16 protein-coding genes are annotated in these 21591 nt (G+C 73.2%); 8 read left to right on the top strand and 8 right to left on the bottom strand.

Annotated elements, in window-relative coordinates; translation table 11 throughout:
* Positions 1 to 90 precede the first annotated feature (90 nt).
* Both AB0C78_RS07995 and AB0C78_RS08000 read right to left on the bottom strand, forming a co-directional pair.
* Positions 91 to 1071, bottom strand: a complete 981-nt coding sequence (locus AB0C78_RS07995) for a serine hydrolase (RefSeq protein WP_360743443.1) — start codon at positions 1069 to 1071, stop codon at positions 91 to 93.
* Complete coding sequence (locus AB0C78_RS08000) at positions 1068 to 2066, bottom strand: LysR family transcriptional regulator (protein ID WP_360743446.1); 999 nt, start codon at positions 2064 to 2066, stop codon at positions 1068 to 1070. The genes AB0C78_RS07995 and AB0C78_RS08000 overlap by 4 nt, the downstream gene beginning before the upstream one ends.
* Positions 2067 to 2138: 72 nt before the next feature.
* On the opposite strand from AB0C78_RS08000, the gene AB0C78_RS08005 reads away from it, so the two are divergent.
* Positions 2139 to 3788: a penicillin-binding transpeptidase domain-containing protein gene (locus tag AB0C78_RS08005; RefSeq protein WP_360743449.1), complete on the top strand. Its 1650-nt coding sequence runs from the start codon at positions 2139 to 2141 to the stop codon at positions 3786 to 3788.
* A gap of 72 nt (positions 3789 to 3860) precedes the next feature.
* On the opposite strand, the gene bla is transcribed toward AB0C78_RS08005, so the two are convergent.
* From bla to AB0C78_RS08020, 3 genes are all read right to left on the bottom strand, one after another.
* A complete protein-coding gene (gene bla / locus AB0C78_RS08010) occupies positions 3861 to 4829 on the bottom strand; it encodes a class A beta-lactamase (protein WP_360743452.1) in 969 nt (322 codons plus the stop codon).
* A 107-nt stretch (positions 4830 to 4936) separates the two neighbouring features.
* Entirely contained in the window at positions 4937 to 5968 is a 1032-nt protein-coding gene (locus AB0C78_RS08015; RefSeq protein WP_360743455.1) for a magnesium transporter CorA family protein, read from the bottom strand.
* A gap of 140 nt (positions 5969 to 6108) precedes the next feature.
* Positions 6109 to 7113: a LacI family DNA-binding transcriptional regulator gene (locus AB0C78_RS08020; protein ID WP_360743458.1), complete on the bottom strand. Its 1005-nt coding sequence runs from the start codon at positions 7111 to 7113 to the stop codon at positions 6109 to 6111.
* Between the two features lie 114 nt (positions 7114 to 7227).
* Here AB0C78_RS08020 and AB0C78_RS08025 point away from each other — a divergent pair, with 114 nt between their 5' ends.
* Positions 7228 to 8430, top strand: a complete 1203-nt coding sequence (locus AB0C78_RS08025) for an MFS transporter (protein WP_360743461.1) — start codon at positions 7228 to 7230, stop codon at positions 8428 to 8430.
* 6 nt (positions 8431 to 8436) lie between these two features.
* Here AB0C78_RS08025 and AB0C78_RS08030 read toward each other — a convergent pair whose 3' ends face one another.
* Positions 8437 to 10140, bottom strand: a complete 1704-nt coding sequence (locus AB0C78_RS08030; protein ID WP_360743464.1) for a phospholipid carrier-dependent glycosyltransferase — start codon at positions 10138 to 10140, stop codon at positions 8437 to 8439.
* Between the two features lie 76 nt (positions 10141 to 10216).
* Here AB0C78_RS08030 and rsmI point away from each other — a divergent pair, with 76 nt between their 5' ends.
* Positions 10217 to 11056, top strand: a complete 840-nt coding sequence (gene rsmI, locus AB0C78_RS08035) for a 16S rRNA (cytidine(1402)-2'-O)-methyltransferase (RefSeq protein WP_360743772.1) — start codon at positions 10217 to 10219, stop codon at positions 11054 to 11056.
* Between the two features lie 189 nt (positions 11057 to 11245).
* Positions 11246 to 11545, top strand: a complete 300-nt coding sequence (locus tag AB0C78_RS08040) for a hypothetical protein (protein WP_360743467.1) — start codon at positions 11246 to 11248, stop codon at positions 11543 to 11545.
* Positions 11546 to 11655: 110 nt separating this feature from the next.
* On the opposite strand, the gene AB0C78_RS08045 is transcribed toward AB0C78_RS08040, so the two are convergent.
* Positions 11656 to 13494 carry a hypothetical protein gene (locus tag AB0C78_RS08045; RefSeq protein ID WP_360743470.1) on the bottom strand — a complete coding sequence of 613 codons (1839 nt, stop codon included), beginning with the start codon at positions 13492 to 13494 and terminating at the stop codon, positions 11656 to 11658.
* A gap of 311 nt (positions 13495 to 13805) precedes the next feature.
* Here AB0C78_RS08045 and AB0C78_RS08050 point away from each other — a divergent pair, with 311 nt between their 5' ends.
* Together AB0C78_RS08050 and AB0C78_RS08055 are read left to right on the top strand one after the other, a co-directional pair.
* Positions 13806 to 15158, top strand: a complete 1353-nt coding sequence (locus AB0C78_RS08050; RefSeq protein ID WP_360743473.1) for a glycosyltransferase family 2 protein — start codon at positions 13806 to 13808, stop codon at positions 15156 to 15158.
* Positions 15159 to 15326: 168 nt separating this feature from the next.
* A complete protein-coding gene (locus AB0C78_RS08055; RefSeq protein ID WP_360743476.1) occupies positions 15327 to 17111 on the top strand; it encodes a hypothetical protein in 1785 nt (594 codons plus the stop codon).
* Between the two features lie 13 nt (positions 17112 to 17124).
* Here the strand turns inward: AB0C78_RS08055 and AB0C78_RS08060 are convergent, their stop codons facing one another.
* Positions 17125 to 18735 (bottom strand): glycosyltransferase family 39 protein, encoded by a 1611-nt coding sequence (locus AB0C78_RS08060; protein WP_360743479.1) that lies wholly within the window; start codon positions 18733 to 18735, stop codon positions 17125 to 17127.
* A 194-nt stretch (positions 18736 to 18929) separates the two neighbouring features.
* Between AB0C78_RS08060 and metG the strand changes: the two genes are divergently transcribed.
* Positions 18930 to 20732, top strand: coding sequence for a methionine--tRNA ligase (gene metG, locus AB0C78_RS08065; RefSeq protein ID WP_360743482.1), 1803 nt, complete (start codon positions 18930 to 18932; stop codon positions 20730 to 20732).
* Positions 20729 to 21559: a TatD family hydrolase gene (locus AB0C78_RS08070; RefSeq protein WP_360743485.1), complete on the top strand. Its 831-nt coding sequence runs from the start codon at positions 20729 to 20731 to the stop codon at positions 21557 to 21559. The genes metG and AB0C78_RS08070 overlap by 4 nt, the downstream gene beginning before the upstream one ends.
* Positions 21560 to 21591 lie beyond the last annotated feature (32 nt).

The raw sequence follows: 21591 nt of genomic DNA on the forward strand, positions 1-21591 counted from the left end.
AGATCAAAGCAGGGGTACAGCCTACGTTTACGGAAGGAGTGCTGGTTTAGCGGTCGGCCGGATCGCCGATATCGGGTCGGCCACGTTCGGTCACCGGCCGGACGCGGTGCGACGCAGCGCCTCCACGGCCAGCCGCGCCGCCGTGCCGATCACCGCGTCCGCCTGCGGCAGCACCGCGATCGGCAGCAGCGACCGGGTGAACACCGCGACCGCGTACCGGCCGCCGTCCGGGTACTCCACGACGCCGACCTCGTTGCGGACGGTCAGCAGCGTCCCCGTCTTCCCGCTGACCAGCACGTCGTCGTAGGGGAAGCCGGACGACAGCCGGTGCGGCCACACCTGCAGCCCGAACAGCCGGCGCATCGCCGCGCACCCGTCCGGCGGCGCCGCCTCGTCCCGCCAGATCGCGGCGAGCAGCCGGGTCATCTCGCGGGGCGTGCTGCGGCTCGTCCGGGACGGGTCGAGGGCGCGCAGGCGGGCCGCCATGCCGGGCTCGTCCAGCCGCGCCCACACCTCGGGGAACCCGGACGCGCCCGCGTCCGCCATCAGGTCGTCGAACAGCTGCCGGCCGCCGCCCGTCACCACCGTCTCGCGGAGGCCCAGCGCGGTGGCGGCGGCGTTGACCGCGTCCAGGCCGACCCGGTCCAGCAGGGCGTCCGCCGCCGCGTTGTCGCTCACCGTGATCATCAGGCAGGCGAGGTCGCGCAGCGACATCCGCACGTCGTCCAGCAGCGCCGACACCCCGGTCGGGCCGGACGTGCGGTCCCCGGCGGGCAGCGTGACCTGCTCGGTCGGGTCGAGCAGGCCCTCGGCGGCCCGGCGGTGGAACGCGACGAGCAGCGGGACCTTGAACACCGACGCCAGCACCACCGGCGCGTCGGCGCCGACCGCGACCTCCCGCCCGGTGTCGATGTCGGCCGCGTGCAGGAAGCCGGTGACGCCCGCGTCCCGGAACGCCGCCTCGATCCGCACGGCGGTGTCCCGGGCCGCCGCGTCCCGCGTGCCGGTCGGCTGCGTGCCGGTCGGTTGCGTGCCGGTCGGCTGCGTGCCGGTCCGCTGCGTGCCGGTCACGCCAGGAACCCCGAGGACGGGCGGGACACGACGCGGCGCGGCGGCGCGGCGTCCAGCGGCGCCATCCCGGCCTCGCGGCGCAGCACGGCGGTCGCGACGGCGGTGAAGTCGGCGATGGCGCGCTCGTGCTCGGGGTCGCGGGTGCGCCGCCACGCGCATGACGTCCGCCACACCAGCGGCTCGCCGACCAGCGGCCGCCACGTCACCCCGGCGGAGTCGTCGGTGCGCGGGACGAGCGCCACCGCCGTCCCGGCGAGGACCAGGCCCAGCGCGAACTGCGGGTGCCGCGCCTCGTGGACGGCGGGCGGCGCGTACCCGTGCCGGCGGCACGCGGCCAGCGCCTCGTCGTAGGCGCCGGGCGCCTCGTCGCGCGGGAAGACGACCAGGTCGCGGCCGGCGAGGTCGGCGAGGTGCACCTCCGGGGACGCGGCGAGCGCGGCGCCCTCCGGCAGCAGCACCCCGACCGGCTGCCCCAGCATCGGGCCGAGCCCGAGGCCGCGCGAGTCGCACGGATGCCGGACGATCCCGGCGTCCAGCGCGCCCTCCGCCAGCGCGCGGACCTGCTCGGCCGTGCCGGTCTCGCGCAGGTCGAGGCGCAGGTCCGGGCGGCGGTCCCGGAACGCGGCGATCAGCGCGGCGACGATCGGGCCGCCGAGGTCGCTCGGCAGCCCGGCGCGCACCGTGCCGACCTCGCCGAGCCGGGCCCGTTCGGCGACGGAGTAGACGCGATCCACGCGGGTGAGGATGTCACGGGCCTCGTCCAGCAGCAGCCGCCCGGGCGCGGTCAGCTCCACCTTGCGGCTGGACCGGTCGAACAGCCGGACCCCGAGCTCGCGCTCCAGCCGCTGGATCCGCTGGCTCAGCGGCGGCTGGGCCATGCCGAGCCGCTCGGCCGCGCGGCCGAAGTGCAGCTCCTCGGCCACCGCGACGAAGCAGGTGAGGTGGCCGACGATGTTCACGACCAGCGACCATATCAGGATCCATATCGCTGTCACCCGGATATCAATCTTGGACATCTGCGCGCTGACCTGGTGTTGTTGTGCGTCCAACTACCGAAAGGACATGACATGCGCCGATCCCGCGTGGCCGCCGTCGCCGCCGTGGCGGCCGCGGCCGTGCTCGTGGGGGCGGGAGCGGTGTGGTTCCTGCGGGGCGGGGAGGGCCCGGGGGACGCCGCAAAGCGCTACCTGGCGGCGTGGAGCCGCGGCGACTACGCCGCGATGCGCTCCCTCACCGCCGGTCCGCCCGCCGACTTCACCGCCCGGTTCACCGCCATGCGCGACGGCCTCGGCGTCACCGCGCAGCACTACACCGTCGCGTCCGTCGGCAAGCCGAAGGGCGACACCGCCGGCGGCTCCTACACCGCCGCGCTGACCCTCGCCGGCGCCCGCACCTGGACCTACGAGGGCGCGCTGCCGCTCACCAAGAGCGGCGGCAAGTGGCGGGTCGCCTGGTCGCCCGAGGTCATGTACCCCGGGCTGGAGGAGGGGCAGAAGCTGAACGCCGCCCGCGCCTGGCCCGCCCGCGCCGACATCACGGCGGCGGACGGCAGCAGCCTCGCCGGGTCGCCGTCCGGGTCCGTCCAGCAGCTGACCGGGCCGGTCGGGCCCGCGTCCGCGGAGGCCGCCGGCAAGCTCGGCGCCCCGTACCGCAAGGGCGACACCGTCGGCACCGACGGGCTCCAGAAGCAGTACGAGAAGCGGCTCGCGGGCACGCCCGCCCTCGCCGTGCAGATCGTGGACGCCGCCGGCAAGCCGGTGAAGACGCTGAAGCGGTTCGGCGGCGCGGACGGCACGCCGCTGCGGACCACGATCGACCCGAAGGTGCAGGCCGCCGCCGGCAAGGCGCTCGGCTCGGCGGCCAAGCCCGCGTCGCTGGTCGCGCTCCGGCCGTCCACCGGCGAGATCCTCGCCGTCGCGAACAAGCCCGGCGGCTACAACCGGGCCCTGATGGGCCGCTACCCGCCCGGCTCCACCTTCAAGGTCGTCACCGCCGCCGCGCTCGTCGCCGGCGGGATGTCGCCGTCCACCAAGGTGCCCTGCCCCGCCACCACGACGGTCGGCGGCCGCTCGTTCCACAACTACCAGCACGAGGACTTCGGGACGGTCGCGCTGCGCGAGGCGTTCGCGCACTCCTGCAACACCACCTTCGCGCGGCTCGCCGTGGACAAGCTGGGGGAGAAGCGGGTCGCGCAGGTCGCGGCGCAGTTCGGGTTCAACGCCCCGGTCGTCGCCGGGCTGCCCGCCGTCCGCGCCTCGTTCCCCGACAACAAGGACGACACCGCGTTCGCCGCGGCCTCGTTCGGGCAGGGCGAGGTGCTGACCAGCCCGCTGAACATGGCCGCGGTCGCCGGCGCGGCGGCGAACGGCGTATGGCGCTCGCCCCGGCTCGTCGACGCGTCGCTGGTCTCCAAGGCGGTGGACGCGGCCGGCCGCAAGGCCGAGCCGCCGCACCGGCTGGAGCCCGCGGTGAAGTCGGCGCTGCACTCGCTGATGCCGGCCGTCGTCAGCGAGGGCACCGCGCGCGGCGTGGACTTCCCGTCCGGGACGGCCGGGAAGACCGGCACGGCCGAGTACGGCTCGGGCGCGAACCCGCCGACCCACGCGTGGTTCATCGGCTACCGCGGCGACCTGTCCTTCGCGGTGATCGTCGAGGGCGGCGGCACCGGCGCCGAGGCCGCCGCCCCCATCGCCGCCGGCTTCCTCAACGCCCTCTGACCGGACCGCGTCCATTCGTGGCGTGCCGCCCTCCTGATGCCGTTCCCAGGGGCGGCACGCCACGACCCGGCCTCAGCGGACGGCCTTGGCGAGGATGCTCGCGGTCTTCGCGATCGCGGGCTCGTCGGCCTCGGCGTCGGCGGCGAGGCGGTTCGTGGTGATCACAATGATCAGCGGGGCGCCGGACGGGGGCCAGGCGATCGCGATGTCGTTGGCGGTGCCCCAGGTGCCGCCGGTGCCGGTCTTGTCGCCGACCGTCCAGCCCTCCGGCAGGCCGGCGCGGATGCGGTGGTCACCGGTGATCGTCTGCTTCATCCAGCCCGTCAGGCGGTCGCGGTCCGCGCGGACGAGGGCGCCGCCCGCGGTGAGGGAGCGCAGGTCGCCCGCCCAGGCGCGCGGGGTGGTCGTGTCGCGGAGCTCGCCCGGCTTCCAGAGGTTGAGGTCGGTCTCCCAGCGGTCGTGGCGGGTGACGCGGTCGCCGAGGGAGCGGAGGAACGCCGTGTCGCCGGCCGGGCCGCCGATCTGCCTGAGCAGCAGGTTCCCCGCCGTGTTGTCGCTCTGGGTGATGGCCGCCTTGCACAGGGCGGACAGCGTCATCCCGGTCTTCACATGCTTCTCGGTGACCGGCGAATTGTCGACCAGATCGCTCTTCTTGTAATGGACGACCCGGTCCATCAGGCCCGGATCGCTCTGCCGCGCCTTGCGCAGCACCGCGCCGCACGCCATCACCTTGAAAGTGGACGCGAAAGCGAACCGCTCGTCCGCGCGGTAGGCGGCGAAACGTCCCGTCCCGGTGTTGACGGCGTACGCGCCGATGCGGTCTTTCCTGGATTTCTCGAGCGCCTTCAGCTGCTCGGTGACGGCGGCCTGGGACGGGGCGGGCCGGAGGCCGGACGAGGCGGGGAGCGGCGCGACCGCGCTCTGCGGCGCGGCCTTCCTGCCGGGGGATTCGCCGGAACCGCACGCCGCCAGGCCGGTGATGGCGGCGGCGGACACGGCGATCGCCGCGGTCGGGCGGAGAGGGAGTCGGTTTTCGCGCATGGGGAGAGCAGACCAGAGCCCGAGCGGGCGTGTCCAATATGGATATCAGAGGCGGATCGATATCAATTCCCATATTCGCGCTGCTCGGCGGTGGCGCCGCCGCCGGATCAGAGCCAGTCGCGGAATTTGAAGACGGCATAGAGCGCGACGCTGCACACCACGATGATGACCGAACTGACGATGAATCCCGAATGCGAGGAGAACCCCGGATACGGCACGTTCTGCCCGTAGAAGCCGGTGACCGCCGTCGGCACCGCGATGATCGCCGCCCAGCTGGTGACCTTCTTCATCACCTCGTTCATCCGGTTGCCCTGCAGCGCGATCCGGGTGTCCAGCAGGTTCGCGACGAGGTCGCGCAGGCTGTCGGTCCACTCGCCGACGCGGAGCGTGTGGTCGTAGACGTCCTGCAGGTAGGGCGCCAGCTCCGGGGCGACCATCCGCAGGTCGCGGCGGAGCAGCGTGTTCACCACCTCGCGCATCGGCAGCGCGACCCGCCGCAGCGCCACCAGGTTCTTGCGCAGCCGGAAGCTGCGCCGCTGGATCTCCCGCACCGCGAACGCCTCGTCGAAGATCATCGACTCGACCTCGTCGGCCTCGTCGTCGAGCGCCTGCACCGCGTCCAGCTGCAGGTCGACGACCATGTCGAGCAGGTGGTACAGCAGGTAGCCCGCGCCGGTCGAGGCGATGTCCACGCCGGGGCTCTCGTCCCACCGCTTGACCAGCGCGTCGATGTCGAAGCCGGGGCCCTGCCGGACGGTGACGAGCGCGCGCTTCGCCAGGAACGCCGACACCTCGTACAGCTCCAGCTCGCCGTCCCGGATCCGCGGCACATAGACGTTCAGGAACGCGTACCCCTCATAGCGGTCGATCTTGGCCCGCTCGTGCCGGGACACCGCGTCCTCGACCGCCACCGGGTCCAGGCCCAGCTCGTCGCTGATCACCCGCAGGTCGGCGCGCTGCGGCGCGCACAGGTCGACCCACACGACCGTGTCGTCCTGCTCGAGATAGTCGCTGACCTGCGCGACCGGGAAGTCGTGCGCCTCCAGCGTGCCGCCCCGCCAGACGCGCGTGCGCGGCGGGGGGACCTCGATCCGGTCACCCGGGATGTGCTCGGCACCGGCTTCGGAGGGATGCGCCATGCGCCCCCTTATACCCGAGCCGCCGCGGGAACACGGAGTGCGTCCGAGATCACAGCGCGCGCGTCACGGCGCGGGCGTCACAGTGTGCGCGCGTCACAGTGCGGGTGTCACAGGGCGGGCGTCATAGCGCGCCGCCCGGGTCACAGGGGGGCGCGCGGGGGCGCCGACGAGCCGCGCACCACGAGCCGGCCGGGCAGCACCCGGGGCGCCGGACGGCCGCCGTCCAGCAGGTCCAGCAGCGCGGTCATGCCCTGCGCGCCCATTTCCTCGGCGGGCAGCCGGACCGTCGTCAGCTCCGGCTCCAGCGCGGTCGCGAGCAGCACGTCGTCGAACCCGGTGACCGACACCTCGCCCGGCACGTCCAGCCCGAGCGCGCGCGCCGCCTTGTAGGCGCCCGCCGCGATCAGGTCGTCGTCGCAGACCAGCGCGGTCGGCGGGTCGGGGCGGGCGAGCAGCCGCTGCGCCGCGTCGCGCGCCGAGGCGACGTCGATCGCGCACGCCGCGCGGGCCAGCACGCCGCCGGGCAGCGCCGCGACCTCGGCTTCGAGCACCTCGGCGCGGGCCCGGAACGTCCACTGGTCGACGCCCGCCGCGACGTGCCCGAACCGGCGGTGCCCGAGCCGGGCCAGGTGCCGGGCGATCGCGCGCATCCCGGCGGCCACCCCGAAGTCGACGGTCGGGACGTCGGCGTCCGGGCCGCTGTCGAGCAGCACCGCGGGCGTCCCGTGGAACCGCTCCAGCGCCGCCGCCGGCATCGACGACGCCAGCACCCCGTCGATCGCCTCGTGCGGCGCGGGGAACGGGCTCTCGGCCGGGCCGTCCGCGTCGTCCGGCCAGGTGGACACCACCACGCCGAACCCGTGCCGCGCCGCGACCCGCGCCGCGCCGGTGTAGACGGGGCCGAAGAACGGCGCGGTCAGCGTCGGGACCATCAGCAGGACGGTCCGGGTGGTGCCGAGCCGCAGGTTCCGCGCGGCCTGGTTCGGCCGGTAGCCGAGCCGCTCGGCGGCGGTCCGGACGCTGCGCGCGGTGGCGGGGGAGACGCGGCCGGTCCACTTGCCGCCCAGCACCAGCGACACCGTGGACTGCGAGACCCCGGCCTCCTGGGCGACGTCCTTACTGGTGGGACGGCCTGCCACCGGCACCTGGGCCTCCCTCGGGGACGTCGGACACGAAAAACAGACTAGAGCCGGGCACCCGTGAAGTGGTACGTATGACCCACGGGGTAATACGTATGACGGCATGACGGGGGCACGGAGATGCGGGGCTACGTCGTCTTCCTGCGGCGGCCGCACGCGGCACGGCTGCTCGGCGGCACGCTGTTCGGCCGGCTGCCGAACGGGATGGGCGCGCTCGCCGTCGTCCTGCACGTGCGCGCCGACGGCGGCGGCTACCCGCTCGCCGGCACCCTCGCCGCCGTCCTCGGCCTCGCGATGGCCGCGGGCCAGCCCGTCCTCGGCCGCGCCATGGACCGCTACGGCCAGCCCCGCGTCCTGCTGCCCGCCGCCTGCCTGTCCGCCGCCGGGTTCGGGCTGCTCGCCGCCGCCGGCGCCCGCCCGCTGCCCGTCGCGGTCGCCGCCGTCGTCCTCGCCGGCTTCGCCACCCCGCCGCTGGAGGCCGGGCTCCGGGCGCTGTGGCCGGACGTCCTGGACGGCCCCGAGCAGGTCGACGCCGCCTACGCGCTCGACGCCGCCGCCCAGGAGATCCTCTTCTCCGTCGGGCCGCTCCTCGTCGTCGCCGCGGCCGCGATCAGCACCGAGACCGCGCTCGTCCTCACCGGCCTGGTCGGCATCGCCGGGACCCTCGTCGTCGCGCTGTCCGGGCCGTCGCGCCGCTGGACGGGCGAGCCGCGCGCCGCCGACTGGGCCGGGCCGCTGCGCTCGCCCGGCCTGCGCGTCCTGCTGACCTCCCTCGCCTGCGCCGGCATCGCGCTCGGCGTGTACGCGGTCGCCGTCGTCGCCTACGCCGAGCGCCTCGACAGCGGCATCGCGTCCGGGCTGCTCCTCGCCTGCATGGCCGCCGGGGCGCTCACCGGCGGGATCGTCTACGGCGCGCGGCCGTGGGCGGGCGAGCCGCACCGGCGGCTGCCGTGGCTGCTCGCCGCGCTCGCCGCCGGGTACGTCCCGCTGGTCCTCGCGCCCGGCCTGGCCGCGATGTCGCTGCTGGCGTTCGTCAGCGGCGTGTTCCTCGCGCCCGTGCTGGCCTGCAGCTTCACCCTCGTCGACCGGCTCGCGCCGAGCGGCACCGTCACCGAGGCGTTCGCGTGGGTCGTCGCGGCGGTCGGCGCGGGCGGCGCCGCGGGCTCCGCGGTCGCCGGGTTCGGCGAGAAGCTCGCCGGGGTGCCGGGCGCGTTCGCCGGAGCCGGCATGGGCGGCGTCCTCGCGCTCGTCCTGTGCCTGCTCGGCTCGCGGACGCTGCGTCCCGCCGCCGCCCGGCCCGTCCCCGCCGAGGTCCTGTCCTGACGGGCGCTAGATCCAGGACTTGAACCAGATCCGGGCGTGCCAGTCGTCGTAGGTCAGCGTCTGCGCCGCCAGGATCGGATAGAAGTACGCGAAGTTCGCCAGCACCACCAGCAGGAACGCGCCCGCGGCGGCCGCGCCGACGAGCCGCCGCACCCCCGGCGGCACCGGCGACGGCACCGAGGCCGGGACCGGCGCGAGCCGCGCGCCGCTCGGCCCGTGCATCTCGTCCGGGAACGCGTCGCCGTCCTCGTAGGCCGGCGGGCCGGCCTCCGCGGGCCGCCCGGACGCCGCCGCGTGCGCGCCCACCAGCCCGGACGCCGGCCCTATCAGGTAGCCGAGCACCAGCACGACCGCCAGCACCATGAACGGGATCAGCGGCGTCGCGTAGAACAGGAACATCGTCCGGTCGCGGAACGCCGACGGGAACCAGGTCAGCCAGCCCGCGAGGAACCCCAGCACGATCGCCCCGGCCCGCCAGTCGCGCAGCACCAGCCAGATGAACAGCACCACGACCAGCGCCGCCAGCGCCCCCCACCACAGCGCGGGCGTCCCGATCCCGAGGATCTCCCGCGAGCACCGCGACGCCCCGCACGTCTTCGGCTCGGTGTAGAAGAACGCCACCGGACGGCGCAGGACCGGCCAGTCCCACGGCCACGACTGGTACGGGTGCTTGGCGTCCAGGTTGTTGTGGAAGTCCAGCATTTGCCGGTGGTAGTCCCACAGGTGCGGCATCGCCTCGAACGGCCGCCACCACCAGTGGCTCGACGCGTGGCCGCGCCCCCACCCGCCCGGCTTGAAGATCCAGCCCGACCAGGTCGCCAAATACGAGACCAGCGCCACCACCACGAGCTGGACGAACGCCGGGACCGCGTCCAGCAGCAGCGTCCCGGCGATCGGGTCCCGCACGCCGGCCGCGCGCCGCGCGCCGTAGTCCCAGAGCACCACCATCAGCCCGAACGCGGCGACGTAGAACACGCCCGTCCACTTGGTGGCGCAGGCCAGGCCGAGGCAGATCCCCGCCCCCCAGCGCCACGCGTGCGCCAGGAACGGCCCGTACACCGACGTCGCGCCCGCCTCGATCTTGTCGGCGAGATCCCGCCGGGACCGGTCACGGTCGTTCACCAGGCACGCGAACCCGGCCAGGATCCAGAACATCACGAAGATGTCCAGCAGGGCGGCCCGGCTCGTCACGAACTCCAGCCCGTCCAGCGCCAGCAGCAGCCCGGCGGCGCAGCCGAGCAGCGTCGACCCGGTCATCTTCCGGGCGACCCGGCACAGGATCAGCACGGACAGGGTGCCGGCGAGCGCGGGCACGAACCGCCACCCGAACGGCGTCGCGCCGAACGCCCACTCGCCCATCGCGATCATCCACTTGCCGAACGGCGGGTGCGCGACGAACGAGGGCCCCTGCCCCCAGATGTGCGCGTCCGGGTCGGCGATCAGCAGCTTGTCGGCGTTGTCGACGGTGTTGTGCTCCCAGCCGAACTTCAGCAGGGCCAGCGCGTCCTTGGCGTAGTACGTCTCGTCGAAGACCACGGCCTTCGGCTGCCCGAGCCGGTAGAACCGCAGGAAGCCCGCGAACAGCGACACCAGCAGCGGGCCCAACCAGCCCGCCAGGACGCCGCCCGGGACCGCGGGGGCGAGCCACTCGCGCATCGAGGGCGGCCGCCACCGGGACGCGTTCGCCGGAGCCAGATCCGTCGTCGCCATCTCGCAATCGTAAAGCCGACTCCCTCCCGCCCGGCCCGGCCCCGGCGCGCGGCGCCCCTGGGAGGATGGGACCGTGATGGGGACTCTGCTGCTGGCGGCCGCGCCGATCGGGCGGGCCGAGGACGCGTCGGTGCGGTTGCGGAACGCGCTGGCGGGCGCGCCGGTGATCGCGGCCGAGGACACCCGGCGGCTGCGCCGGCTGGCCGCGGACCTCGGCGTGGAGCTGACCGCGCGCGTCGTGTCGTACTACGACCAGAACGAGAAGGCGCGCGCCGCCGAGCTGCTGGAGGACCTGCTCGCCGGGCGGGACGTGCTGGTGATCACCGACGCGGGGATGCCGGGCGTGTCCGACCCGGGATACCGGCTGGTCCGCGCGGCGGTGGAGCGGGACGTGCCGGTGTCGGTGCTGCCGGGGCCGTCCGCCGTCACCACCGCGCTGGTCGTGTCGGGGCTGCCGACGGACCGGTTCTGCTTCGAGGGCTTCCCGCCGCGCAAGAAGGGCGAGCAGGCGCGGCGGCTGGAGGCCCTCGCCGCCGAGCCCCGCACCATGGTGTTCTTCGAGTCGCCGCGCCGGCTGGCGGACACGCTGCACGCCATGGAGGCGGCGTTCGGGGCGGACCGTCCGGCCGCCGTCTGCCGGGAGCTGACCAAGACCTACGAGGAGGTCCGCCGCGGGGGCCTCGGCGAGCTGGCCGGCTGGGCCGGGGAGCGGGACGTGCGCGGCGAGATCACCCTGGTCGTCAGCGGCGCGCCGAAGCCCGCCGGGCTGTCCGACCCGGCCGACCTCGTGGCCGCCGTCGCCGCCCGGGAGGCCACCGGAACCCCCCGCAACCAGGCGATCCGGGAGATCGCCAAGGAGAACGGCATACCACGCGGAACCGTCTACAACGCTGTCGTCGAGGCCAGGAAAGAGTGACCCCCGGCGGAACGATCCAAAGGGTGATTTCGGGGGAATAGGTCCCTCGGTGGCCCGCGCTGGACCACTATGGGACCGGCGGAGCCACCACCGAGTGGGACCCCGCGGCTCAGAGCCCGGCGCGAGCCGGGAAGACGGCACGAGATGCCGCCGGTAGCGCGAGATGGCGTCACCGAGGGGGTGAGGGCCATGCAGGACGCATGGTCGAGCCGTGAGGCATGGGTCTACGAATGCCTGTGCTGCGAGACGACCTGGGACGAGGTTCTCGAGGTCCGTCATTTCGGCGATGGCCACGGTAACGAGGCCGTCATCTACGAGCGGAACGGCCAGCCGTGCACGACACCGTGGACGGACTGCCTGTGCCCGAAGTGTCAGAGCCGGAACGTCAAGGCGTGGGCGGCGTCCCGCAAGGCGAACGACCTTCCGCCGGCCCGCGACGGCAACGACGTGGCGATGGTGTTCCACCTCCGCCGCATCCACGCCTGGTGACCCGGCGGCCCGGCCGCTGGTGACGCGGCGGCCTGGGCCGTTGGTGACGCCGTGGCCCGGCCGCGGCCGGGCCCGGGAGGACCGCCGGCGGGCGGGCCCGGGGGCGGCCGTCAGCGGGCGGTGACCTCCGGGACCTTCCGCCCGACGGGCTCGGACGGGACGTCCAGCGCCCCGGCCGGGCCCGGGCGGCCGCGCAGCCGCCGCCACCAGCCGTCCAGCCGGTGCCGGACCTCCGGCGTGAACGCCATCCCGGCGGCGAGGGCCGCCAGCGGGACGGCCGGCAGCACGTACCGGTAGTCGAACTCGGCGGTCGCGGCGGGCGCGAGCAGCAGTCCGGTCGCCAGCGTCCACGGCAGCAGCGCCTCGCCGCCGAACCGCCGCCACAGCGCGACCATGCCGCCGAGCCCGAGCAGCAGCACGCCGCCGAGCATCGTCCCGCGCAGGTAGACCACGTCCTGGTAGCCGCGCATGACGCCGCCGAACGGCTCGATCACCCGGGTGCGGGCGTCGCCGTGCTCGTAGGCCCGGGCCTCGCCGGACGCGGTCGAGTCGGCGTCCATCCGCCAGTCGGGCAGCGCGTTGCTCTTCTTGCCGAACTCGTACTGCGAGTACGTCGCCTTGTCCGGGAAGACCGTCCGGTCCCAGCGGAACACGCGGAAGAAGTCGTGCGCGACGACCTTCAGGTAGTCGCCGGGCTGGGCGAGGATGGCGCGCTTGGCGAAGTCGTTGCTGGCCGCGTTGTTCTCGGGGCTGAACCGCGTCCCGGGGAAGCGGTTCAGCGGCGAGGCCGCGTTCCAGATGCCGTCCTGCGAGTTCGGCAGCCGGTTCGCCGGCTCGGTGCACAGCGGGTACTCGCTGACCGGCAGCCCGTGCATCTTGTGGCAGTCGGCGAACTTGTAGGCCCGCGCGTACAGGAAGATGCCGTTGCTCTCCGTGATCGCGAACTTGCCGCTGTCCACCTTGTACCAGGTCATGTACGACAGCACCGGCAGCGCGCACGCCGCCGCCGTGATCGCCATCGTCCGCCAGCCCATCCGCCGGATCAGCATGAACGCCAGCACGCCGAGCAGCACCGGCGCGCCGACCGACCGGGTCAGCCAGGAGAACCCGACGATCAGCCCGATCGCCAGCGCGATCTTCCAGGACGGGCGGTCGTGCCAGAGCAGCAGCGTCACCGCGCACATCACCAGGAAGGTGAACGTGGTGTCGGACAGGACGAGGTGCTCCAGCTGGATCTGGTAGGCGTCGAACAGCACCGGCACCGTGGCGAGCGAGGCTCCCCAGCCGGGCAGCCCGAACTTGCGGCGCAGCAGCGCGTAGATCATCACGCCCATGCCCAGGCCCATGAGGTGCTGGACGGCGGCGACCAGCGCGAAGCTGTGGAACGGCTTCAGCGCCCACAGCAGGAACGAGTAGCCGTCGGGCCGCAGCGGGTGCGGGTACAGCCCCATCGCCACGTGCAGGTAGTCGAAGCTGTCGTTGAAGAACATCACCGGCTGGTAGCCGACCATCGCGACCACCCGCAGCAGCGCCGCTGTGGCAATGATCACACTGAAGATCGGATGCCGCCGGACCCGCGCCCACGTTCCGGTGGCGCGCGCGCCGAGCCAGTAGGCGATGCGGCGGCCGAGCGGCCCGCTCGCGGTCGCATCCAGGGCGGCGGCGGTGGCACCTCCGGTGGGGGCCTCGCCGCCGTCGCCGGACGGCGCGCCGTCCTTCGCCCGGTCCTTCATGTCCGCTTTCACGGCGCCATTTCCGGCGTCGGCGGAGGGCGTCTCCGCGTCCGCCGGGGAACCGTTCCCGGCATCGGGTCCGCCGGGCGTGTCGCGGGCCGTTCCGGACCCTTCCCCGACGGCCCCGGTCCCCGCCGTGACCTCGGTGGTCTCCGCCGTGCCCGCGTCCGCCGCGGCCCCCTTCAGCTCGGCACCGCGCGGCGATTCGACAGCCACTTCGGCACCTCCCCTCCGCCGCTCTGATCCCGGACCCGTGGCACTGCGTTCTCCGCCGCGCGTCACAGTCGACCCACCCTTTCCGGGCCGCCATACCCGTATGCTTGACGTCCTAGCCTGCCGCCGGGTTCGCGGCGGAGAGGGTTTTTCGGTTGCAAGTAGGCAACACGATACGGGTGCTCTTATGGAGAGCGGCCACCATCACCGGTCCACGGCAGGCATCATGAACGACGACGGGCCGCCGGGCGGATACACCATGACAGCAGACCACCGCACCGCCAACGGTCACCAGGGGTAACGAAGGAGATCGCGTGGAACTCTCCGTAGTGATGCCATGCCTGAACGAGGCCGAAACGGTCGAGACCTGTGTCCGCAAGACGATCGGCTTCTTCGAGGACAGCGGTATCGACGGCGAGGTCGTCATCGCCGACAACGGCAGCACCGACGGCAGCCAGCAGCTGGCCCGGGACGCGGGGGCGCGCGTCGTCCCCGTGGTCGACAAGGGCTACGGCAACGCCCTCATGGGCGGGATCCGGGCCGCGCGCGGCAAGTACGTGGCGATGGGCGACGCCGACGACTCCTACGACTTCACCACCCTCGGCCCGTTCCTGGACGAGCTGCGCGACGGCGCGGACCTCGTCATGGGCAACCGGTTCAAGGGCGGCATCGCGCCCGGCGCCATGCCGCCGCTGCACCGCTACCTCGGCAACCCGGTGCTCAGCTTCGTCGGCCGGCTGTTCTTCGGCAGCAAGATCGGCGACTTCCACTGCGGGCTGCGCGCGTTCGACCGGGACGCGATCCTGCGGCTCGGCCTGCAGACCGGCGGCATGGAGTTCGCCAGCGAGATGGTCGTCAAGGCGACCCTGCAGAAGTACGACATCCGCGAGGTCCCGACGACGCTGTCGCCGGACGGCCGGACCCGCGCCCCGCACCTGAACACCTGGCGGGACGGCTGGCGGCACCTGCGCTTCCTCATGCTGTACAGCCCGCGCTGGCTGTTCCTGATCCCCGGCCTGGTCTTCATGACCCTCGGCCTGCTCGCCGGCGTCGCGATCTCCACCGGCCCGGTGCGGATCGGCGCGATCGCCTTCGACGTCGACACCCTCGTCGGCGCGTCCGCCGCGCTGGTGATCGGCTTCCAGGCGGTGCTGTTCGCGCTGCTGACCAAGGTGTACGCGATGCAGGAGGGGTTCCTGCCGCACGACCGCCGGGTGCAGCGGCTCATCGACTGGTGGGGCCTGGAGCGCGGCCTGCTGACCGGCGGGCTGCTGGCCATCGCGGGCCTCGCCGGCCTCGTCGCCTCGCTGCTGCACTGGCGCGGGCACAGCTTCGGTGAGCTGGACCCCCGCGACTCGCTGCGCATCGTCGTCCCGTCCGCGACCGCGCTGGTCATGAGCTTCCAGGTGATGTTCGCGTCGCTGTTCGTCAGCATCCTCGGCATCCGCCGCCGCCAGCACCCGCCGCTCACCGACGCCGCCGAGGAGGCCGCCGGAGTGGTGGACGCCGCCGCGCACAAGGTCGCGGGCGAGCGCCGGACCGTGGCCGCCGGGGCGGACACCGCCGCCGCGGACGGCGAGGAGGCGGAGAAGCCCGCCGCGGACGCCGCCGAGCCCGCCGAGCCCGCCGAGGTGGCCGAGGCCGCCGGGACGCCGGACGAGCGCTGAGCGCCGCCCGGGCCGTCCCGTCGCGGCGCCGTGACGGAGCGTGTCCGAAGCCGAGAACTTGCTGAGCGTTTCCCGGCCCGCTACGCCGCCCCGCCCGGCGCTGTGACACGCTGAAACGAACATGGATCTTCCTTCCCTGACCGCGCGCGGCCGGCGGACCGGGCGGCCGTGAGCACCGAGGCCGCGCCGCCGGTCCTTTCCCGCCCGCCCTCCGCGCCCTCGCCCGGAAGGGACGTCCCGCCGTCGGTGCGGCGGCGCCGCTGGGTGCTGCTGTTCGTCCTCGGCTGGGCGATGCAGGTCGCGGTGCGGCTGTGGCTGGCGTCCGGGCAGACGATGCCGGTGGCGACCCCGGACGAGTCGGGGTACCTGTTCGCCGCGCGGGTGCTGACCGGCGGTCCCGACGCCGACATGTCGTACGGGACGGTGTACCGGGGCGGCTACCCGCTGCTGCTGACGCCGGTGCTGTGGATCGCGCACGACCCGGTGAGCGTCTACCGGGGTGCGCTGATCGTGAACGCCCTGATCAGCGCGCTGATGATGCCGCTGTCGTACCTGATGCTGCGGGCGCTCCAGGTGCGGCGGCGCTGGTCGTACCTGTTCGCGCACGTCACGGCGCTGCTGCCGGGCGTGCTGTTCTTCTCCGAGTTCGCGCTGACGGACGCGGTCCTGCCGGTGGTCGTGGTGGGGTGGCTGCTGCTCGTCCATTCCTGGCTGCACATCGGGCGCTCGCCCGCCGGGGAGGCGCGGCGGGTCGCGCTGTACGGGGCGGGCGCGTCGCTGCTGGTCGCGTTCGCCTACACCTCGCATACGCGCGGGACGATCCTGCTGGGCGTCCACGCCGTGCTCCTGGCGGCCGCACTGGTGTTCCGTTGGCGGCCATGGCGGAGCGTCGCGGTGTCGACATTCGTGCTCGCCGCAGCGGTCGGCGCAGGGACACTGCTGAACCGTTCGCTGCTGCCGCACATGTACCCGTCCGGTGACAACGACCTGAGCGGGAACCTCGTCCGCCGCGTTACCACGCAGGACGGCTGGGCCTGGATGCTGTCGCTCGGCACCGGCCAGATCTGGTACCAGGCCGTCGCGACGGGCGGGATCGCGGCGATCGGCCTCATCACGGTCGCGGTCGCCGCCGCCCGGCGCGGCACGCCGCTGCGGCAGCGCACGCTGGCGCTCGGCGTCCTCGCGATCGTGGCGGGCATCGCGTTCGCGACGTCGGCGGCGCTCCCGGTCGAGTACCGCGTCGGCAACTACGTCTACGGCCGCTACCTGGCGTGCATCACCCCGGTCCTGTTCATGGTGGGGGTCGCGGTGCTGCTGCGGGCGTCGCGGCGGACGCTGGCGCTCGTGGCCGCGTCCGCCGCCGTCCTGACCGTCCTCGCTGCGTGCGTGGTGGAGTGGTACGCGGGCGACCTGCTGACCCGGTACACGTTCACGTCGTACGACTTCCCGGAGACGTCGTTCCTGACCTGGGACTGGAAGGCGTTCGAGCTGTGGCACGCCACCGTCGCCGGGCTCGTCCTCCTCGGCCTCGCCGTGTCCGCGGTGCTGCTGCGCCGCCGCGGCCCGGCGCTGCTCGCCGGGCTCCTCGCCGTGGTGACGCTCGCGATGTCGGTCACCGCCACCGACCGGATCGCCCATCCCCTGGTCGCCGCCGAGACCGCGCACACCGACCTGCGCGGGATCCCCGGCCTGCGCGACGCCCGGTCCGTCGCGATCGACTGGAACGTCCCGTGGACGATCCGCCTGGGGCAGTACTACTGGGCCTGGTGGAGCGACGGCAGCGTCTTCAACGCCCAGACCACCCCGGCCCCCCAGAGCGCGGACATGGTCATCATGTGGTGGCCCAAGAACGTCCCGGCGGAGCGGTCCTGGCCGCACGGCGCGCCCGCGGGCTGGAAGGTCGTCGACAGCCGCCGCACCGTCGAGGGCGACTGGGTCGCCTGGACCCGCTAGCCCCGGGGACGGATCAGCTGGTGGCGCCGGGCGGCGGGTTCCACAGCTGCAGGACGCCGTCGGACGACCGCCACATCAGCCGCCATCCCTTCGCCGGGTCCGGCCGCCAGCCCCCGGCGATCTGCGACTCCTGGCCGCGCCAGTGCGTGTACAGCATCGGCCCCTGGAGGGCGTCGAGCGGGAGCTGCGGCACGTAGTGCGGGAAGTCGCGGATCTCGCCGTGCCAGATCTGCTTGCCCCACATGTCCCGCGTGTAGAACGTCAGGGTCTGCGCGAGGCGCCGGTCCGCGCAGATCAGCTTCATGTCCTGGTGCTTGCCGAGGTAGATCCGCAGCTGGTTCCACGCCCGGTCGCGCGGCAGCTCCGGGACGGCCGTCACGGCGCCCCACACGTACGCGCCGCCGAGCACCACCGCCACGGCCGGGACGGCCAGGGTCCGCAGCCGCAGCCGCGCGACCAGACCGTCCGGGATCATCCTGAACATCAGGATCAGCGACCCGAACCCGCCGGCCAGCAGCGCGGGCAGCACCCCGAACCAGTACCGCTGCAGCCAGGCGCGCAGCGAGATGCTGTGCGGGTCGAGCACCCCGGAGAAGATCGTCAGCGGGACGGCGAGGGTGAAGAACCACACCAGCACGAGCGCGAGCCGCCGGTCGCGGGTGACCGCGAACCCCACGATCGTCAGGACCAGCGCCGCGACGAAGATCGTGCCGAGCGGGTTCCAGTCGTGCATGGCGCGCAGGAACGACCGGGCCGCCAGCCCCCGCGTCACGTAGTCGCGGGACTCGCCGCCGTGCTCGGCCGCCGAGATCAGCCCGGCGAGCGGGTTGCCCCACACGATCTGGTTGTGGACGAAGTTGAACACCAGCACGACCGCCATCGGCGCGCCGACCGTGACGTTGCGCCGCCACGGGATCCGCAGCAGCGCCAGGTAGGCGGGGATCGCCAGGAACAGGAACGCCAGGAACTCCCGGACGAGGAACGAGCAGCCGAGCAGGAACCCCGCCGCCAGCAGGAACCTCGTCTGGACGCGCCCCGTCCGGCGGGACGCGACCACCAGCGCCGCCATCCCGATCGCGAACAGCCCGGCGCCCGGCATATCGGGCAGCATCACCCCGGTCGACCAGGTGATCTCGTGGCCGTACGGGTTCGTCATCGTGAAGAACGGGTGGACCAGCAGGACCCCGGCCGACAGCAGGCCCGCGACGTCCCCGAACAGCGCCCGCACCACCAGGTACGTGCCGACGAAGAACGCGATCCCGCCGAGCGCGGCGATCACGAAGTAGGCGGCCTGGCCGGGGCCGAGGACGTCCTGGACGAGCCGCGCGGGCAGCACCAGCCCGATCCGCGTCACCTGGTGCGGGACCTCGTCGAACGGGAAGACGCCGAGCGGGATGTCGGGCCAGTCGCGGGCCGCGAGCCACACGTAGTACGGGTCGAAGTACAGGGGCGGGGTCATCAGCACCCACTGCGCGGTCACCGCGCAGACCCCGACGAGCAGCGCCAGCCACCACACGCGGCGGGTGCGGCGGATCCGGGCGATCAGCCTCCGGGGCGCCCCGTCCGCCCGTCCGGTGGTCGTTTCCTGCGTGACGGCCGGCTGGTCGGCCGTGGTCTGCGGCATGGCTGGCTTCTGCCCCTGGCTGGACGACGAGCTGGACTGCGCTTGGCGCCGGACCAGGCTACTCGCGTGCCGGACCCGCCGTAGTCGGCCGTGCCGGATCTGCAGCAACCTTCCAGCCGGCGCCCGTCCGGGAGTTATCCACAGGTGGCGATATTGGTGCGGTTCAACGGGACGGCGCGACTACCCTTGATTTCATGTCCTCGTCAAGCCGACACATCCTGACCGCGCCCGCCTGGCCGTACGCCAACGGGCCCCGTCACATCGGGCACGTCTCCGGTTTCGCGCTGCCCGCCGACATGTTCAGCCGCTACCAGCGGATGGCGGGCAACCAGGTCCTGATGGTCAGCGGCACCGACGAGCACGGCACGCCGATCCAGGTGCAGGCCGACAAGGAGGGCGTGACCGCCCGCGAGCTGGCCGACCGGTACAACGCCGTGATCGCCGAGGACCTGCACGGCCTCGGCATGACGTACGACCTGTTCACCCGGACGACCACGCTGAACCACTACGCGATCGTCCAGGAGGTCTTCAAGGGCCTGCACGACAACGGCTACATCTTCCCGACCACGACGATGGGCGCGATCTCGCCGTCCACCGGCCGGACGCTCCCGGACCGCTACATCGAGGGCACCTGCCCGATCTGCGGGTACGACGGCGCGCGCGGCGACCAGTGCGACAACTGCGGCAACCAGCTCGACCCGATCGACCTGATCAACCCGGTGTCGCGGATCAACGGCGAGAAGCCGACGTTCGTCGAGACCGAGCACTTCATGCTCGACCTGCCCGCCTTCACCGAGGTGCTCGGCCGGTACCTGCGCGGCAAGCAGAGCGGGTCGCTGGCGTGGCGGCCGAACGTGGTGAAGTTCGCGCTGAACCTGCTGGACGACATCCAGCCCCGGGCGATCAGCCGCGACATCGACTGGGGCGTGCCGATCCCGCTGGACGGCTGGCGCGAGAACCCGGCGAAGAAGCTGTACGTGTGGTTCGACGCCGTCGTCGGGTACCTGTCGGCGTCCGTGGAGTGGGCGAAGCGCTCGGGCGACCCCGACGCGTGGCGCGCCTGGTGGCAGGACCCGGACGCCCTGTCGTACTACTTCATGGGCAAGGACAACATCGTCTTCCACGCCGAGATCTGGCCGGCGATGCTGCTCGGCTACAGCGGCCAGGGCGACAAGGGCGGCAAGCCCGGCTCGCTCGGCACGCTCAACACCCCGACGGAGGTCGTGTCGTCGGAGTACCTGACGATGGAGGGCCGCAAGTTCTCCTCGTCCCGCCAGGTCGTCATCTACGTCAAGGACTTCCTGGAGCGCTACGACGTCGACGCGCTGCGCTACTACGTCGCCGTCGCCGGCCCCGAGAACAACGACACCGACTTCACCTGGTCGGAGTTCGTCCGCCGCAACAACGACGAGCTGGTCGCCGCGTGGGGCAACCTCGTCAACCGGTCGGTGAACATGGCCGCGAAGAACTTCGGCGCGATCCCCGAGCCCGGCGACCTCAACGACGCCGACCGCGCCCTGATGGAGCGCAGCCGCAACGGGTTCGCGGCGGTCGGCGCCGAGCTCGAGCGGTCCCGCTTCAAGAACGCGATCACCGAGGCGCTCGACGTCGTCCGGGACGCCAACCGGTACCTGTCCGACCAGGCGCCCTGGAAGCTGAAGGACGACCCGGCCCGCGTCCAGTCGATCCTGCACACCGCGCTGCAGGTCGTCGACGACGCCAAGACGCTGCTGACCCCGTTCCTGCCGAACTCCTCGCAGAAGGTGTACGAGCTGCTCGGCGGCGAGGGCGTGTGGAGCGGCATGCCGCGGCTGGAGACGGTCTCGGAGGAGGGCGGCCCCGACTACACGGTCCTCACCGGCGACTACGACACCGCGGCGCGGTGGGAGTCGACGCCGATCAAGCCCGGCGTCCCGCTCGCGAAGCCGACCCCGCTGTTCAAGAAGCTCGACACGTCCGTGGTGGACGAGGAGCTCGCCCGGCTGGAGGCGGAGTGAGCCCGGCGGACGACCAGGGCGGCGAGGCCGCCCGGTCGTTCCCGCCGCTGCCCGAGCGGCTCCCGGTCGACGTGTTCGACAGCCACTGCCACCTCGACATCGTCGAGACGCCGGTCAGCGAGCAGCTGCACTCGGCGAAGGCGGCGGGGATCACCCGGATCGTCACGATCGGCTGCGACCTGCCGTCCTCGCGGTTCGCGGTCGACGCGGCCGCCGAGTTCGACGACGTGTACGCGGGCGTGGCGATCCACCCGAACGAGACCACGGGCATCGACGACGACGTCCTGCACGACATCGAGGCGATGGCGGCGCACCCGAAGGTGCGGGCGATCGGCGAGACGGGCCTGGACTACTACCGCGACTGGGCGCCGAAGTCCGACCAGCACACCGCGTTCCGCGCCCACATCGCGATCGCCAAGCGCACCGGCAAGGCCCTCATGATCCACGACCGCGAGGCCCACGACGACGTCCTGGCCATCCTCCGCGAGGAGGGCGCGCCGGAGAAGGTGGTGTTCCACTGCTTCTCCGGCGACGCCGCCATGGCGAAGGTCTGCGCCGACCGCGGCTACGTGATGAGCTTCGCCGGGAACGTCACGTTCAAGAACGCCGAGCCGCTGCGCGAGGCGCTGCGCGTCGCGCCCCTCGGCCTCGTCCTCGTCGAGACCGACGCGCCGTTCCTCACCCCGGTCCCGAACCGCGGCAAGCCGAACGCGTCGTACCTGATCCCGCACACGGTCCGGGCGATGGCGGAGGTCAAGGGCGTCGACCTGGCCGAGCTGTGCGCCGCGATCGCCGCGAACGGGGAGCGCACCTTCGGCCCGTGGTGACCTCGTAGTTGGGCGCGCCTTCCCCTGGGCAT

The sequence above is a fragment of the Actinomadura sp. NPDC048394 genome, assembly GCF_040651755.1.
In the GTDB taxonomy this organism is placed as follows: domain Bacteria; phylum Actinomycetota; class Actinomycetes; order Streptosporangiales; family Streptosporangiaceae; genus Spirillospora; species Spirillospora montaniterrae.